At 34.8% G+C, this 17588-nt stretch carries 12 protein-coding genes; all 12 read right to left on the minus strand.

Annotated features, from left to right (window positions below):
• Positions 1-312 (minus strand): hypothetical protein (locus DW904_RS19650; protein WP_147422352.1); only part of this gene is annotated, 312 nt, incomplete at its 3' end.
• Between the two features lie 22 nt (positions 313-334).
• Positions 335-2776: a tail fiber domain-containing protein gene (locus DW904_RS19655; protein ID WP_147422353.1), complete on the minus strand. Its 2442-nt coding sequence runs from the start codon at positions 2774-2776 to the stop codon at positions 335-337.
• A 14-nt stretch (positions 2777-2790) separates the two neighbouring features.
• Complete coding sequence (locus DW904_RS19660) at positions 2791-3540, minus strand: hypothetical protein (RefSeq protein WP_147422354.1); 750 nt, start codon at positions 3538-3540, stop codon at positions 2791-2793.
• Between the two features lie 52 nt (positions 3541-3592).
• Positions 3593-4672, minus strand: coding sequence for a hypothetical protein (locus DW904_RS19665; RefSeq protein ID WP_118583806.1), 1080 nt, complete (start codon positions 4670-4672; stop codon positions 3593-3595).
• 23 nt (positions 4673-4695) lie between these two features.
• The gene (locus DW904_RS19670) at positions 4696-5550 is read right to left on the minus strand and encodes a hypothetical protein (RefSeq protein WP_118583808.1); all 855 of its coding nucleotides are present in this window, start codon (positions 5548-5550) and stop codon (positions 4696-4698) included.
• A 1-nt stretch (position 5551) separates the two neighbouring features.
• Positions 5552-5818, minus strand: coding sequence for a hypothetical protein (locus tag DW904_RS19675; RefSeq protein WP_118583810.1), 267 nt, complete (start codon positions 5816-5818; stop codon positions 5552-5554).
• Between the two features lie 40 nt (positions 5819-5858).
• A complete protein-coding gene (locus tag DW904_RS19680; RefSeq protein WP_118583812.1) occupies positions 5859-8534 on the minus strand; it encodes a DUF6273 domain-containing protein in 2676 nt (891 codons plus the stop codon).
• A complete protein-coding gene (locus tag DW904_RS19685) occupies positions 8531-13132 on the minus strand; it encodes a hypothetical protein (protein ID WP_118583814.1) in 4602 nt (1533 codons plus the stop codon). The genes DW904_RS19680 and DW904_RS19685 overlap by 4 nt, the downstream gene beginning before the upstream one ends.
• A gap of 16 nt (positions 13133-13148) precedes the next feature.
• Positions 13149-13862: a hypothetical protein gene (locus DW904_RS19690; RefSeq protein ID WP_118583816.1), complete on the minus strand. Its 714-nt coding sequence runs from the start codon at positions 13860-13862 to the stop codon at positions 13149-13151.
• Positions 13863-13901: 39 nt separating this feature from the next.
• On the minus strand, positions 13902-14516 hold the full coding sequence (locus DW904_RS19695) for an H-type lectin domain-containing protein (RefSeq protein ID WP_118583818.1): 615 nt from the start codon (positions 14514-14516) through the stop codon (positions 13902-13904).
• 15 nt (positions 14517-14531) lie between these two features.
• Positions 14532-14978 carry a hypothetical protein gene (locus DW904_RS19700; RefSeq protein ID WP_118583820.1) on the minus strand — a complete coding sequence of 149 codons (447 nt, stop codon included), beginning with the start codon at positions 14976-14978 and terminating at the stop codon, positions 14532-14534.
• A 65-nt stretch (positions 14979-15043) separates the two neighbouring features.
• Positions 15044-17581 (minus strand): tail fiber domain-containing protein, encoded by a 2538-nt coding sequence (locus tag DW904_RS19705; RefSeq protein WP_118583822.1) that lies wholly within the window; start codon positions 17579-17581, stop codon positions 15044-15046.
• Positions 17582-17588: the final 7 nt, after the last annotated feature.

Below are 17588 nucleotides of genomic sequence, written 5' to 3' on the forward strand. Positions count from 1 at the left end.
TTGTATTGTGAATAACCTAATTTCTCCATGGTTACATTTTATAAGTGTATCTTCAGCAAGATCAGAACTAGAATATATGTTTTCTGACTTCCTGATCCGGTCACTATTTAGCGCATTAAGAGCAGCAGGGATAGTCATATTTCCAGCATCAAGGGCAAACGCCTGCGATGTCAAATTTTGTAACACCTGTTTTGTCAGATTTTCCATTGTAATAATTCCACCCTCGTTAGTATCTGGGTCAGTAAAGATAAGTTTTTTATTTGTTGGGACCGTTGTAACTTCGGTCAAAGTATTGGCATTAATTGAATCCATAATAAAAATAGCTGCCATGGAATCAACATGACAGCATCTCCTTTCTATTCAATTTATTTTCAAGTTCTGTAATCTTCTGAGACATTTCTTGCATAGCTTTTACCATATATCCCATAAGATAGAAATCATTTACACATTTTGGATTTTTAGGCAATCCATTTTCGTCAAGTTCATCTGAACCACTTGTTGCAAGACGTGAATCCAATTGTTCAAGCTCATCAGCAATAAATCCTATATCTTGATGCGAATGATCTGTACGCCAATCAAACTGTCGTACTTTAATTTTATCTATAAGATTAATGGCATTAATAGTGGAATCATGAATATTATCTTTAAGACGAATATCAGACGTAGAAACCTGAAGCTCACCGGAAACGGATGGAAGAGTAACATTTATTGTTCCAATTTTAGACTCACACGGCTCAATATACGTAATACCTTGATCGTATTTAAGATAAATATATCCACTTTGGCAACTATTTTTTACTCTTGAAGATATAAAAGCAACACTTGACCCTCCATTTTCTGTTGGAACGCTAAAACTCGCAGATGATATTGAGTTACATGGATATATAGATGATCCAATGTTATTTACATATAAGTTGGAAAATTTTGATGTTGTACTACCAATACTACCTTGTCCTGTGGAATTTGGTATAATTGAATCTGTATGTATTCTTGTAAAATATCCGTAATAACGTTGATTGCTTGTACCAATAAAGTAAGTAGAATCTGCAGCAGGAACTAAATTTTGTGTATTTAATCCGCCGTTTACTTTAACATTGCTTTTGATCTCTAGCTTCTTATTAATTATCAAATTGTTGTTAACACAAACAGTATTTCCAGTAATAAAATCTGCTCCGCCACTTGTACTACCAATTTCCATATTATAAATGTCTGGCTTATCAATTATAGAGTCCCATGAGTAGGTTGCCGGGATATCATCTGTAACAGCAATCATTCCAGACTTGTCAGGGATTTCCAGGTTTACATTTTTATTACCAGAGTAACCAATTCTAGCAGTATAACTACTTGTTTTGGCTCCATCTTTGTAAATATTATTATATAGTAGTAGCAATGTGCGAGAGTTTGTTTCTCCATTATCTAAATATCCTAATATTGAAGAAATGTTAATAGTAGGATTATTATAATCATCTAAAAAATTTACTGCTCCAGTTATACTACCACCAGAAAGTGGAAGATAATCATGAGTATGATTAATATCCGATTTTCCAAAAAGTTTATCATCCATCTGAGCTTGTGTATAATACAAATCATTGTGGTTATGCGCAGATGGGGTATATGTAGCTGGTTTACCGGTAATTGCAGTCCATGTTACAGAGTCAGCAGAACTTGCGGTTCCGTATAATCTACCCTCAAATCTATTTGCTCTAATTGTTTCAATTGAAAGGACACCGGCTGTTGTTAATATTGCTTTTGGGTAATAAGTAGTTCCATCGTCACTATAAGCAAATCCAAATCCAATGCTTTCATTAGAATTTGCTCTGATATTACCTATTTGCCAATGGCTTGAATAGTACTTAAAATCAAGTGCGTTTCTAAGGGCATATTTTGCCGATGCACTCATAGGTTTAGATACAACAACTGATCTACCGCCAATTGATATAACCTTTCCGCCAAGAGCAATTCCTATATCCAGTTTAAATGAACGACCTGTAAATGTGCCATTAGCATTCTGTTTAACTGAAATATCATTTGATTCATTTCCAGATGCTAGTATAGGTGTCTGTGCGGATATCATTAAAGCGCTTGTAGCTGCACCACCAGCGGAAGATGATGCTGCATAGTTGTGTGTATGCTCGGATGGTGCAAACGTTTTCGGGACATCCGTCAATTTATTCCAAGACACAGTACTACCAATTGGCATATAGTTTTTTAAAAGATTTGTCGTTTCTGTCTCGGTAAAATATCTATCATCATGTGTATGGTTTATATTTGATTTGCTATCAAGAGATGTTTGTAAGTTTGTTATTTCTGCAATCATGTGACCATGGGCAGATGGAATATATGAATCTGGCTTGTTTAATACATTAATCCATGCAACAGCATCTGCTGAAGCAGCTGATTTAACAACTTTGTCCTTGTCAGCCGTATTATCAACATTTGATAAACCAACATCCCCTTTTGCATGTTTGTGTCCCAAGTCTGATTTCTGTAACAGCAATTCATTTATTTTTGTCTGTGTATAATAAACTGAATCGTGATTATGTTCTATGTTAGCTTTTTTATTTAAGAATGCGGTAATCTCAGCTTCTGTATAATATAGATCATCATGGTTATGTTCTAATGGTGCAGCACCTACCTCAACATATGTGTAAGTTGGCTTTGTTGCTTCTTTAGCCCATGGAAATACATCTGAGGCTGGCATTGAATCCGGCTTTCCAGTAATTCCACTCCATGGTACTTTTGATGCAGATGTTGCATTACCGGAAAGATCTCCCAATATAATATTGGCTTTTAGGCTGTCAACAGTAAACTGTCCCGAATCAGATAAGAGAGCTTTCGGAATGAAATGTTCTCCTTCATCATGCTATACGCGAATCCAAATCCGATACTATCCTCTGCATTTGATCGAACATTACCAATTTGCCAATGAGTTTTATACCATGCAAAATCCAATGCATTACGCATTGCATATTTATCTGAAGTGTTGCTTTGCGCTACTGTAAGAGTTTTCCCATCAACGTTAAGCGCTTTGCCATTTACAGAAAGATTGACTTCAACATTAATCTCGCCATTCATAAAAGTACCATTGGTATTTTTCTTTACAGAAATATTATTCTGCTCATCACCAACGGCAAGAATTGGAGTTTGTGATGCAATATCCATTGCGTTTATTGCCGGACCACCTGGAATTGTTGATCCTGCATAATTGTCTATAAAAGCAGCAGCACCTAATCCTTTTATTTCAATATTATCTGTTTTTACACCATCTACAATAAGTTTAATTGTTCCATTCGTGCTTCCAGATTCAATTGAAACTTCTTTAACTGATTTACCGCCAAGTAATATATATTGCTTACCATTAGTATTCCAACGGTAAAATAAACCTGAAGATATGTCAATATAAAGACAATCTTCATTTCCAATTTTGGGGAACGATCCTAAAGAAGCATAAGGAAGAATTTCTTTATGGTCGGCAATATATTTTTTTATTAAATTTACGGCTTCCCCTAATCCGCTATAGTCAAGAAATTGTGTTTTCATGTCCATTATGCCCTTTCAAAAAAGGAGGGGAATTTCCCCTCCTTTACAATAATCATTCAGTTACTTTAAAAAGAGCCTGAATCTTTTCAGATGGAATAGCTTCATAACCATCACCAACAAGTCCTTGTAAGGCTGCAATATCAGTTGCATTTTTTGCAATCTTTGGTTTCTCAACTGCAAGATCATCTTCAATAGCTTTGACTTTGCCTTCTACGGTTTCAACTCTAGTCTTAACACCATTAATGGCTTCTGTATTAGCTGTGTCGGCTGCTTCAAGAGTAGGAATTTTCTTCTCAATAGCATCTACTCTACCTACGCAAGCCTTCAGAGCCTCAGCTGTTGCATACTGAGAGAGATCAGAATCAGCAAGAGCTTTAGATACGTACTCAGCAATGTAGCTTACAATATCTTTAGAGGTTGCTGTGTCAGGTAATGTACCAATCAAAGTTTTCAGATTAGCAATATCTGTTTTGTTTGTATTAATCTGGCTGTTCATTGTAGCAGCATCTGATGTATGATTTGTGATCCAATCAGAAATTTCTTTCAGAGTATCATAAGCTTCTGGAGCCTCTGCTACGATTTTAGCTACAGCATCGGAAACGGCTTTCTTTACAGAACCATCGCCTGTTCCGTTCAGGGTATCAATAGCTCCTTTGTTTGCTGCGATGTCTGCTTTAATCTGCTTGTCATCGTAAGCACCGGCAGTAACAACTTCTTTAATGTAGTCAACTACGTTCTTAGCTGTTGCATCGGCTGGAATAGTACCAACTACACCTAACACCTCTGCTTTTGCAGTATCTGCAGCACCAGCAGCATCAAAGTCTGTAACAGATTTTCCGGAATCTACCAAATTACCATCTTTGCTAAGACTTGGAATATTACCCTCTACTGCGTTCTTAACTTTATCTATTTTTGTCAGTGGCTGTGGAAGACTCAGTGTAAATACGGCATCTTCGATTGTTACTGGTGCAGTTTTAGTATAAAAGTAAATTGTGTATCCATCCTCAGACTGGGATACAGTTTTAATGGAGTTTGCTACAGCATCGGAAATCTTTTTATCAATCTGCACATTGTGAAGATTCAAGAACTCCTGAAGATTATTAATTGTCATGAATTGTAATTTTCCAGCCATTATATTTGTTCCTCCTTGGAAATTTAGTTAAATATGTTTGCAATATCAGCAGATTCAAGTCCACCGATTTTTTTATCTAAAGCTTCGTCTATTTTCTTATCAACAAGATCTGATACAGTCAGCTCAAGCTGTTCCTGAATGAATTGTTTTGCAGAGTCCGCAGACATAAAATTCTGATCATTTACCCATTTTTCAGTTACATATTTGTCCGTTACGTAATCACCATCTTGTTGGATAAAGTAGAGAAGTATAGAATTGCCTTTGAATTGAGTAATAGATGTGCCGTGAGTATCTTCATCATGTGAAACTAAAAAGAACACTTCATCTGCAGAAGAGTGAACGGTGGTGCTATTACCACCAATAATAAATTGACCCTTGATTTTATAAATTCCATCATCAAGAGTCGAAATTGTGACCGGTACTGTAAGAGATCCGATCAAATATTCAATTGGTTTATCTGTGAGCTTTCTATAAGACAGACTGTTAATATAATCTACAACAGTTTGCTTATCTTCGAGATTTCCAATAATATTATCTAATATAGTAGATAGCTCTGAGGATTTTATATAATTATCAAGCCCGATTTGTCGTTTTACTTCATCAACAATATGGTCCTTGTCCTCGTCTGTCATGGATAGATCATAAGAGAAGAGTAATTTCTTTTCATTAAAAAACTGAAGATTTGATCCAGAAAATCTTACGTCAGTGATTTGTTTATCACCTTTTGTATATCTGATCTCATTATCTTCAGTCATCCATGCAATTACATTTCCGTCTTCTATATAGCAAAGCCCTGGATATTTTAAGATACCTCGCTGAATTGCTTTTTCAGCAATCGCTTTTGTTGAGGCAGTAAAAAATACTGGTAATTTTGCCATGTTAATCTACCTCGTGTAATTTTGCGTCTATTTCTTCGTATTCTAATCGTGAAATAGGCTCAATTTCGTATATTGTGTTATCAAGTGGGAAATTATACAGCCCATCAATATGCCAGCCTTTTTTACCGTCTGAACTTAAAATAGCCTGTGCAATTTTGATGTCACATAAAATCAGTATTTTATGTTTCTCTTGGTACTGTATATAGTGAATTTCCTTAATGACATCCACAATATCTTGTGTCATTGAATTAGTTACTTTGTAGTACATGTGATTTCTCCCTTCATATTAAAAAGAGAGGTAGGTTTCCCTACCCCTCACATGTAATGCTAAACATAAGAAGAACTCCATTTTCCTGTCCAGGATAAGAATATCCATATGTATCACCTTGCTCACTTACAGAGTAAACCCAGTTAGATACCTGGGCATTTGGTGATCTAGTCCAGTAAGACTCGTAAACATCTGGACTTGAAGTTCTTGCCTTCTTTCTTGAATCGTTATCAACATAATATTGAATTGTTGCATTTGTTTCAGAACTATACGGATCACTTCCTGCAGAAGCATCAATATCATATAGTGCTGGTACATAAAAACGACAATTAGATGTTGATATTGTATTCGATTTATTTCCAGTAGAAGAACTAACTTTAACAGGCTTAATCAGTGCTTTCCAGAGTGGTGGTATAGCTTTCGTTATACGAGTGTTCATCCACGTATTAAGCGTAGATTCTGCCCATCCACCGGTATTTGTAGACTTGTTACTATAAGCTTTCTTAGAACCAAGAAGATTTGAAGCAATAAATGTTACATTTGCTCTCTTAGAAGCGACATCTGATAAGTAGTATGCTTTAAATTTAGCTACTTCCATTGGAATCGTTTCATGAATCCATGCTGCAATATCCGAACATTGTTCTTCACCAAGGTCTGAATACCACAGTTTGCACCAGTGGATCTTGCCTTTTGCATAGTTTTCATAAGCACCATCATCTGCCTTTGAGCATCCAAAAACAAGAGTTGATGTGATTTCGGGAATACGGATTGCCTGAAGAGTAGCAGTAGAGATTGCATTTCCAGACATATTAGAATTGTATACATAGAGCTTTTGACTTCCTGCCTTATGACGAATTACAATAATTTCACGTCCACCGGAGCTTGATGCATTCGCACTATCAGTTCCCCATGATAATTTGTAACTCTGACTATACCATAAGCGGAATCCGTTAGAACCATCACCCTGGAAACACTGTGCCAAAGTAGCACCTGTTGCGTTCTCGTTATCAAATTCAAAGTCAATCGCAAATGTGAAATCCTTATCCTTATCCATAATAGAGATTCCAGTATCAATATGGTTTGTTCCGTCAAATACTGTTGTGGAAGAGATTAATTCTTCTTCCTCAATATCGTTGTAATGGAAGTCAACTCCAAGTGTAAAATCAAATGAGTCTTTCAGTGACAGAACTTTCTGCTCAAGTCCCATTTTCATCATTGCATATAACTCAACCTGAGACAGGTCTTTGAGATCTTTATCATTGAAGTATCCGTCTACATATTCACAGGTGTCAAACACTGCGTTTACAGTTTTATCACCGTTTACATATCCGGACTGATCCCATCCTTTAAATAAATTGTATTTATAGGCAGCTTCCTCGGCTGTGTATACAGGAGTATCACCCTCGTATTTAACATAAGTTCCATATGGGGCTACAGTTTCCTGTAAGGTTAAACCTTTAGAGTTATACTTTACGGTATAATTTCTGATTGTACTTGTATAAACTGCATTGATAACTCTATCTGCAAAGATTTTATCTGAAAGAACAGTGTCCCATCCCTTAAATGTAAAATCATTTTCAATGGTACTTTGTTTTATAGGTATAGCTATAGGATCATCCTGACGAGTTGTAGGATCTACAGCGCATGAGCCTTTGTCAACATACTGAATATCTAACACAGTTTTGTTTGAATCGTCATTTAAGAATGAAACTTTAAACTGTGCAATCATAGAATCGTATGTGATTGTAAGATTTGTCCAGATACCTGGCTCGTCATCAGTTCCAACAAAGTCTTTATACTCCTGTTGACGCATAACTGGAATGTGAATAGTTCCTGTTAATACAGACTGGTCAATGGTAATACCATTTTCGTCAATACCACCAAGCTTTGCTAATTTCTTTAAAAGATCAGTATTTTCAAGATTCCAGTCAATACCTGTAATACTTACGGTCTTAAGTGTCGAAATAGCAGTTTTTATAATTTCAAGTGCATCCACAATAGAATTCTGGCAAACAAATGTCTGCAGATTATCATAAGATGCTACATTAAGATTTGTAAGGTCTTTCAGATTTTTAAACGTAAGAGTATTAATTGTTGCAGGTAAATATGCATTCTTAATCTTACCGTGATTAGCAAGCAGGAAAGAAGTAATAGCAGTATTCTGTGCGTAAAGATTAATAAGATTCTCACATGCAGAAAGATTTACAGATCCTGTTAAGTTTGGACAATTCTTAATATTAAGAGTTTCAAGAAGTGTATTATTACCCATATTGAGAGCCGTTAAGAACGTATTCTGATAGCCATTTGTTTCATTACCAATAATAAGAGTTTTAAGCTTCGATGCTTTAGAGAAATCATTATCATGGATATAACAAGCAGATAAATCATTAAGTGCCTGGATTCTTGATGCGCAATAGATAAGAATGGCAGTATCATCCATATTAGTTAAGTTAGTTGTAATTTCATATTCCTGACCTGCTTTTGCACGAATCTGAGTTGTTTCCGGTGAATTACCATAAAGTACAGAAATATACATGTCTGAGTATGGAACAATTCTTAATGTATAATCTGGTTTTACAACAGCTGTCTTAGGAGTATTACAACGGAACATAATCTGATCAGACTTAACATCAGTATGAAGGAATTTTGTTCCCATATATGCATGTTGATCACGTTCCCACTGTCTACGCTGATATTTTTTACGTCCGTTCATCATTCTTTAAGGAATCTGTCTGACTTTGTTACTTCAGTTTTTCCTGGAAAGATAACACCTTGATATGTACGAAGATATAATCTTTCGTAATGGATTCTCCATAATTCTTCTGGAAATTGATTCTGCCAAGCATCGAATTCATTAATAAGATGAGTATCACTCCAACAGTTTGAATCTACAGACTGATATAATGATGCAAGTTGCTTTGGCATTAAATCACGAATTCTACACCATAATACAGATTCTGCAGCGTTAAAGATGTATCCAGAACTTGGATCTCCATCTGTCTTATAATCGGTATCTTCTTTGCCATAAGACATAGTAAGCTCGCCACTGTTATTGATTCCAAGTCCTGTATCGTTGTCGTAATCCCACAAGTCATATCTATATCCATTGTGAATGGCAGCTGCCGTATCATCTATAGTGTAATACTTAGCTTTATCACCAAGGGTAGAAGCTTCTTCATTGCTAATATAATGTTTTGCCCAATGTGGGAATACATTTTTTGAACGATTGTCAATCATTGTATATCTAAGTGTGAAGAGGTATAAATACAACACCGAATTGACAATGCACCAATCGCCTAAATGAGCTACAAAATCTTCATTAGAAGATGTAATTACAAATTCATAGAAGTCTCTCCAATTTTGTTTATTTTGTTTACGAATCTTTTCTTTTGCTTCATCACTAGAAATCGCAGAACCATCCTTTGAATCTCCACAACAGTCATATCTAAATTCAAATGATCCATCCCAGTTATTATAAAGATTGTCGTATGCTGTATTACCAGCTTTCCATTCATCTTTAGAAATAGGATATTTCATTGAACCATCTGAATTTGTTACACCGGTTTGGAATACAGAGTTTGGAAGTGTATTATCGCTAATTTCAATACAGCATTCGTTCATATCATCTGGATCATAAGCTCTTGTTATATCAGTTTTTTTTGAATCACCCATATTGGCAAGAGAGTAGAAGTGCCATTCTGTATCATTAAACTCTCTATGAGTAGAAATATCCGGATCACTTTCTTTTACAAAAATAATACAGTTTACAAATTCCATAGAGTTTTTAATCTTTTTATCCTTACGAGATGCAGGAGTAGAATATGGCAGATAATCATTATATCTTTTCTGAAGAAGTGCGTTATTTGCCATTTCAGAAGAAGCCACATTTACTTTAAAATTCAGCCAGTTATTAGGAACGGAGTTTCGAGTAAGAGATATCTTACCATCACCCTCTGTATATTCGGTTCCATCGCCAAGAACAAGTTTTGTTTTATAATTTGGATCAAGATCAATTTTACTATTTACCTTATGAATTCCATCAAAACAGCAAATAACATCAATGTTTCTTGCTGCAAAACCATATTCATTAGAGGTAGTGCCCTGTCCAGCGTGACAGGCGTTAGTAAATTTCCAGTTATCAAATTTTGGATCGCCATTTACATAAACACATTCCATGGAAGTATTTAGCACAAAATCCTTCTTATCATTTGTAAAATGTGGCGCTTCAATCTTAATAACTCTTAAATCAGGACATGCTTTTGCAACCGAATCCGGTGTAAGAGCATTGTTTTCGTTATAAATCTGATTTCGGTTATATCTATCGATCATGTCATCAGAGTTTCTTGCGTCTGCAATGAAGTTAGATAATACGTCAGAATCTGTTAGAGCTGCACTATAAGCTTTTATCCTGTAAATCAACACATCACAGTCTGGAGATCCGATAGAAATTGGAGCAGGAGTGTACTGATGTAATCTATGTGAATTATCATAAATAATAGGTCTGCCACCAACACCATCTTCATATGTCATGATAATAGATGTTGCTGTTGTACTTTTAGTATCAATTGAATTGATATTATATTCATACTCAATAATATCTTCTTCGGAATATGGGAAATAAAGATCGTCTGTGGACGTGTAAATGTTTGCCTCATGAACTTTCATTTCAAGTCCAATATTAGAATCTGCCAATCCATCGAGACATGACAAGAAAGTGGCAGAAGCATTTCTTACATTTTTAGTTTTGAAAATAATCTTAAATTCAGCACCAGTTTGTTTTGGGTCTTTGGCAAACAGATTATAACTAATAGAAGCAGTAGTACCTGCTTTTACGCAGAAATACTGATTTCCATCATCATCAATCTGATAACCACCGTTGTCCCAGTCAAAGTTATCTGATACAGTCAAAGCAACTTCCGAATGATTTTCATCGCTCCAAAGTCTGTTCTCGTCACCATTTGATAAACCAACTGGGTTAAAATCAAATGCAAGATTTGTAGTAATTGGATTTACATCTATATCAAGTTTTTCAATATGTGCGGTAAGAATTTTTGTGATTTTCTGACATGAAATAGTAAGATTTTTCTGACCAACCTCAGAAGATTTAAAACTCCATACTTGCGCAGTTCTGTCAACTGTTAATGTAGAAACTGTTTTTCCATCAATAGACAACTTAACGGTAGCAGGATTATGAGCTGGGTCATAAACAACATATTTAATACTTGTAGCCTGATATTGTTTTGCAGTAAATTCTTGCTGTGAGCATCCGATAATAGGAGTTCTGTTTGACGGATCAACGCATACAATATCTTTATAGATAGTAGCAGAAGTAATATCTTTATTATTTACTGTTGCTGTCATATATACTTTAAGGAAATGAGCACCATGTTCCTGTTTTGGAATATTGTATGATATAATACGACCGGAAGCCTGTGTTGTTACGGATTCTAATTCCTGTCCATCCAAGATAAAATGAATGGTCTTATTTACATTACCATAAGGTGTATATCTAAATACTACGTCTGTATCAGTGTAAATCAGTGTATCATCAAATGTACTTTCAAGCTTAAATTCTACAATAGTAACAGTCCAAGTTTTATATGACATTGTTCCAAAGCTATCCGTGATACTAACTCTAATCTGATTAGAGCCTACTGATAAATACTCTGTTAAATCAACCTTGTTAGTTCCCTGAGAAGCAGTGGTTGTTGATACAATTGTATTTCCTACTTTCCAAATAGCTGTACCATCACCAGTTGTATCGCCAGTGTTATCAACAGAGCTAAATGTGTATTCGATTTCTGCTTTATCACCAAGTAAGAAAATTGCATCTGCAGGAGTTACACGTTCAATTGTGATAGTAGAAGTGTTAGACCCACCACCACCTCCGCCACTTGGAAGTGTAAATGTTTTTGCAATTTCTCCGTTTTCAAACCATGTAAATGTAGTATCTACAATATTAACATCGTATGTTGTTGCAGCTGGATTCTTTTTAATTTCATCAATATCAGCCTGAATATTTGTAATGTCACCGTTAATCGTATTAAACTGTGAATCGTAGTCGGCAATATTCTGTTTTAAAATATCTGCTGTATTTTTGGCTTCAGATGCAGTTGAACGAATTGCTTCGTCTGCTTTCTCAAGGTCCGTTGTCTTTGTTTTTAATGCTGTAATATCAGAAGTATTTGTTTCAACCTTTTTGGAAAAGTTAGTTACCGAAGATTCCACAGCATTTACCTTTTCTGATACAGGACTGATTTTTGTATCAACTCCTGTATTAATTTCCTCTTTTAGAGCAGCTGTCCACTGTGCAGACGGTTCAATAGAGCTAAGTTCCACAGACTGAATTTCTGTTTCGCCATTTTTAAAAGTAAGCTTACCCTTACCACCTTCAACGGCATAAGTAACATTTAAGTTTGATAAACTGTTAATTGTGATAGTTGTCAGAATAACAGTACCATCTTTAAATACAAGTCTTCCAGTTGTGTTATCATAATCGACCTTAAGATTTTTTAAGCTATCAATTCCGCCTATAGCATCATTGAGTTCTCGAACCTTAGTATCAATCTCTGTTTTGTTATAATAATTTTCTGCAAGATTTGCGTTCACATCTGCTGTTACAGATTTTTTCACGTCCGCCTTAATAGTATTAACATCTACGGAAGCAGCAGAAGCTTTTGCCTGATCAGCGTATTCTTTGGCTTCGTTAACATGACCCATTATGGTTGTTACAAAACCTGCATACCAGTCATCTGATGGCTCAACAATACCATCATAATTTAATCCCTCAAGGACAGTAAGTCTACCATTTGGTCTTGTTCTCCAAACGTATGTATTTCCTTTCTCGTTTGAGCCAGTTGCCATAATTTCAAATCTGACATCACCGGCGATAGCAGTAACATTCTGATCAACTAACCAACCAAACGTAATATTTGTTGTACTTGATGCAACATTTACAGCTGTAGATACTTGTCCTTTTTTAGTAGACACATTTTCGTATCTAATTTGAATCAGCATTTTCATCAGGTCAATACCATCCCAATATCTCGGAATACGGAATGGAATATACTGACTGTTTGTTTCCTGAACAATATTAATCTGTGAAGAGTCTACTGTTACATTTTTTAATTTATCCACTGTTGAATATGAATTATCATAGTATTCATCATAGATAACATATCGTCCATCTGTGCATAATACATATCCATCGTCAACAACAGCAGTAGTGGCTAAATCAGCCTCCATGGTAGAGATATCACTATCATCGGAAGCTGAATTAGCCAATATTTGTGCTTTTGAATCTTTAAATGACATGTTCTCCCTCCATCTTTTATTTTAATAATTCATCAAGGCTCTGTACGCCTGTAACTTTGTCAATATGTGTAATACCATCTTGAGTGCCATCTGGATCTGTACCTGTAAGTTCTTTTGCAATAGAGTCTGAAAGGTCTGCAATCCCAACACCATCACCTGTATTTCCATTAGCGTTTACAAGAGTCAGTTTCTTTGCTTCTGAATCAAGTTTCATATCAATTGGCATATTGTCATAAGTTGCCTGACCAAGTTTTTTAATATCTTCAGCAGTTGCCATAAGTGCAAGAATTCTCTGGTCAAGTTCAGTTAACATTTCACTTGGTTCATAACTATCAAACTGTGCTAATTTTGTAATGTGGATAAGTCCAGATTCAGTTTTTCGAACATAAGAAGTGGTAGTATCAGATTCTTCATCATGAACAAGTTTTAAGAAAGTAAATGATACCTCGATATCACCTGGTTCTGCAGAGATATTGGCTGTCACAGGAATAGTATATAAAATATGACTCTCATCAGTTGTTGTATCTGCAATGAGCTGAGTCATCTTAATTTTCTTTGTAACCGGAAGAACATATTTCATATAAGCAGTAGTATCTGTCATATCAATTTGTTCTTTATAAAGTTTATTAATAATAATCTGGATAGAGTTCACGCAATTACTTTTCTCCATCAGACTTTCTTTTACTGTAGTAATAACATTATTGTCATCTGTAATTCTAAGAGTGTACATTTTACACCACCTTTCTAACAATAATAACAAATATATAATTTACGGAATAATAGCCATCCAACTAACCGTCAGTTTTTTATCAACCCCATTTTCATTGTTATAAATACAAATAGTGGCACCAGTTTGACTTTTATTTGTTATTGAAACGGCATAGTTTTGGGGATCTGTTTGATTAGTTGTCGCGAATACGACTGGAATAGATTTGAATTTATTTGGGAATGTTAAAGTATAAGTTTTTGCGCCAGCTGTAGATCCAGTTGTAAATTCAAAAGAACCAACCTGATAACTGACTACAAAATCTACATTATTTATATAATAATAATCTGATGGTTTTTGTCTTTGTTTTAGTGGAATACGAATCTGTGCGACTGTTTCAGAAGTGCTATTTGATTCAGATATATAAATATATCCAATAAGAGGGTATGGCTCTTGAAGCAATGAGTTTGGGACATCTACATAAAATTTATTATTTTTCAAAGATGATTTAACCTGAAGTGCTTCTTCACTCATTCTATTGCACCAATGAATCACAGGCGGAGAAGTCAGACCAAATGTTTCAAAACATATGGTCTGTCCTTTATCCCATTGTGTAAGATGATTTATTCTAGTAACACCATCAGACTCATAGCAAGTGATATCAAGTACACTTCGCATATGTGCCTCCTTAATTTATTCAACTGCAGCTTCTTTTGTTTCATCAGGTTCTGTATCTGCTTTTTCCTCTTTCTTTTCTGGTTCCGGTTTCTTTACAAGAAAAGCGTCAATAATAGCATAATCATTCATAGTTGCGTTAGGTGCATCAACCTCATAAAGAGAATCAAATTCTTCCTCGGTGAGCTGTGGAATATCTACATCAATCTGATACAGAAGGATAGGAGTGAATTTAGCCATAAATTTCTCATAAGCTTCTTTGTCATCGTTAGGAATAGCTATTCCACCTTCTACCTCTTTACCATATTCCTGAATTAATTTATTTTTCTGATCATCACAGTCTTTAATTTCATCTTGAAGTTTACGAAGTACACGGAAGAGTACGAATGCTGTTTTGCCTTTAGCGTTACTGAATTTCTTAGTTGCCTCAATAATATCGTAAATAGCTGCGTTTGTGATTTTCATAGTAGTTTTTCTCCTTTTTATCTTAATTTTTAATATAAAAAGAGCATTCCTGTTATAGAATGCTCTTAGTTGATTTGTTGCTCTAAATATTCAATTCGTTGCTTTAATTGCTTGTTTTCTGCTTTTAATTCAGCATACATTTCTTGGATTGATTTTGTAATAAGACTTTCCATATAGAATGTATTTACACCATATGGTTCATTGCTTTCAGATGGTTTTATTACCATGTTAGGGTTTATATCTTCTAATTCTTGAGCAATATATCCTAAATCTATATAATTATTTGATTCTTTCCATATAAATTCTCTATGATTTATTTTTAAGATTTGGCTTAATGCATTGTCGATATTGGTGTTTTTTATATTTCTTTTTAATCTCCTATCAGATGTTGTAAGTTGAAATGTTCTTGTCTCAAATTTTTGATAATCCCATTTTCCACGAATTGTAATTTTATTGTCTACGTTAGTTCTGATAATTGATACATAATATTTTCCACCATCATCTGTTGATGTACAAATTGCAGGTCGATAACTTGTTGACTCTGAATTAATTATGTATCCATTAACATTACCACTAACATCTCCAGTAACATTTCCATTTAATGTCCCTCTTATAATACCACCAGATATAGAAACGCTTGTATATGGGGCGACAGAATAAAAATACAAATATGGTTCATTATTTCCATCGAGTCCCATTAAAAGTTTTGGCAATGGTTCTACGTCACTTATTCCATAATCATACTTCATAGATAATTGTCCATTCCTTAATTCTGTTATGGTGTTGTTTCCCTTTGATGTTATGCCACCTAAAATATCTGCGTTTGAGCAATGCATACTACCATCTTGATTTACATAAAATGCTCCACTTCCAGCCCAGAATGCATATTTTCCAGAAGTTACACTAAGACCACAACTATCAGAGCCACTTCCTGCTGTGCCGTATGGTTTATTGTAAATAGAACCATCATTACTAATATTGAAAAGCCCAATCTTTCCAGACGATGCGGTGATTGTTCCTGATATAGTAGCATCAGTTGCGGTCATATTACCTTCACTATCAACAATAAATTTATCAGATATACTTAATCCAGAATTACCAAAATATGCATTACCAGGGCCGCCTATGTTATATCCACTTCCCTTATAAATAGCATCAGAATTTATATTCCACGGACCAATACTTCCTGTTGATGCAGTAATATTTCCACTAAAACTTCCGGTAGCTGCCTTTAACTCTCCTGAAAAGGTTCCGGTGGCTGCCTTTAATTCTCCTTTAAACCATCCAGAGCTTGCATATATTGTTCCGTAAATTATTGCATTACTTGCTTGAAGAAGCCCATTTGTAGATACTTTTATTCCAGTTTGACCATCAACAATGGTTCCATAATCTTTATCTTTTTCAAAATATACAGACAAGGATTCTGTTTTTGCATACGGTTCAAGATCTACTGTTCTTACATATCCATTAAGATCTGATGATTTTGCATATTCTCCAAGACCGCTTATTTTATCGGTAGAAATATCCACTCCGTCACCAAGAGTTAATGAATTTGCTATGATATCTCCAGTAAATTTTCCTGCTTTTGCATAAATAGTTCCATAAACTACTGCATTTTGTGCAATCATTAACCCATCTGTATTTACAGAAAAATAACCTTTCGTATCATCTGGATTAATAGTTCCATCAAACTGTCCAATAGAACCATTTTTCTTGACAATAAAAGCAAGTCCTTCATTTTGCATATCGGAAGTAGTTGTGTAATCTTTTAATTTTTCATCAAGCCCACTGGTTGTAACATAATTTTTTAAATCAGAAATGTTTTCACTGCTAATATTTACATTTTTACCAAGTGTAAGACTATTAGCAATAATGTCTCCACGAACAGTAAGAGTCTGTCCGTTCCACGCCATAAGTCCTGCGGAATTGTCTTCTTCTGACGCTTCTTTAATACCTACATAATTTTTAATAAGATTATACTTTGTTGTACGTTCTGCATCAGATAGAGTATTGATTCCAAACTCTTTTTCAAGATCTGTTCGAGTCATCTGATTTAATGTACTTGCAGATTTATTTTCTTTGTAAATTTTGTCATTTACATTTAGCCAAATGATATAGTTGTCCAATTCTCCAAGGAATCTTATTAACGTACTTTTCTGTAATGTAGTTAAAACTTCACTTGAATCAGTAGTATACGGTTTTAACTCTTCAATCTTACTTTTCAACTTTTCCTGGTTTAATCCGATAGGTGAAAAACTCATAGATTCTTTATATCTTAAATCATCACCGCTAGTTCCTCTTGGAGATTCCCACGAAGATATGTAATTATCAAGGAGTTTTTTATCCTTATTTATATCATCAATAATTACCTTTTCTGATTTGCCATAGAAAGTAAAAGTACCGGAATGAAGATTAATCCATCCATTTATACCACGTAAGTCATCAGTAGTAATTTCAGATGCAGTTAATGAATTTGCAAGAATCTGATCGGCAGTAATAGTATGTGCCTGAATATTTTTACCACCCATGTAATACTTATCATAATCTTCTGGTGGAATGTTCTTTGATTCAACAGCTCCAAGACTTTCATTAAACGAATACATGATAGAA

The organism is Ruminococcus sp. AM42-11 (assembly GCF_003480145.1).
Taxonomy (GTDB): Bacteria; Bacillota; Clostridia; order Lachnospirales; family Lachnospiraceae; genus Blautia_A; species Blautia_A faecis.

Bases quoted from the DNA above. Each gene is read 5' to 3' on its own strand.
- DW904_RS19660 (WP_147422354.1), bottom strand. From the start codon at position 3,540: ATGAAAACACAATTTCTTGACTATAGCGGATTAGGGGAAGCCGTAAAT.
- DW904_RS19665 (WP_118583806.1), bottom strand. From the start codon at position 4,672: ATGGCTGGAAAATTACAATTCATGACAATTAATAATCTTCAGGAGTTC.
- DW904_RS19670 (WP_118583808.1), bottom strand. From the start codon at position 5,550: ATGGCAAAATTACCAGTATTTTTTACTGCCTCAACAAAAGCGATTGCT.
- DW904_RS19675 (WP_118583810.1), bottom strand. From the start codon at position 5,818: ATGTACTACAAAGTAACTAATTCAATGACACAAGATATTGTGGATGTC.
- DW904_RS19680 (WP_118583812.1), bottom strand. From the start codon at position 8,534: ATGATGAACGGACGTAAAAAATATCAGCGTAGACAGTGGGAACGTGAT.
- DW904_RS19685 (WP_118583814.1), bottom strand. From the start codon at position 13,132: ATGTCATTTAAAGATTCAAAAGCACAAATATTGGCTAATTCAGCTTCC.
- DW904_RS19690 (WP_118583816.1), bottom strand. From the start codon at position 13,862: ATGTACACTCTTAGAATTACAGATGACAATAATGTTATTACTACAGTA.
- DW904_RS19695 (WP_118583818.1), bottom strand. From the start codon at position 14,516: ATGCGAAGTGTACTTGATATCACTTGCTATGAGTCTGATGGTGTTACT.
- DW904_RS19700 (WP_118583820.1), bottom strand. From the start codon at position 14,978: ATGAAAATCACAAACGCAGCTATTTACGATATTATTGAGGCAACTAAG.
- DW904_RS19705 (WP_118583822.1), bottom strand. From the start codon at position 17,581: ATGTATTCGTTTAATGAAAGTCTTGGAGCTGTTGAATCAAAGAACATT.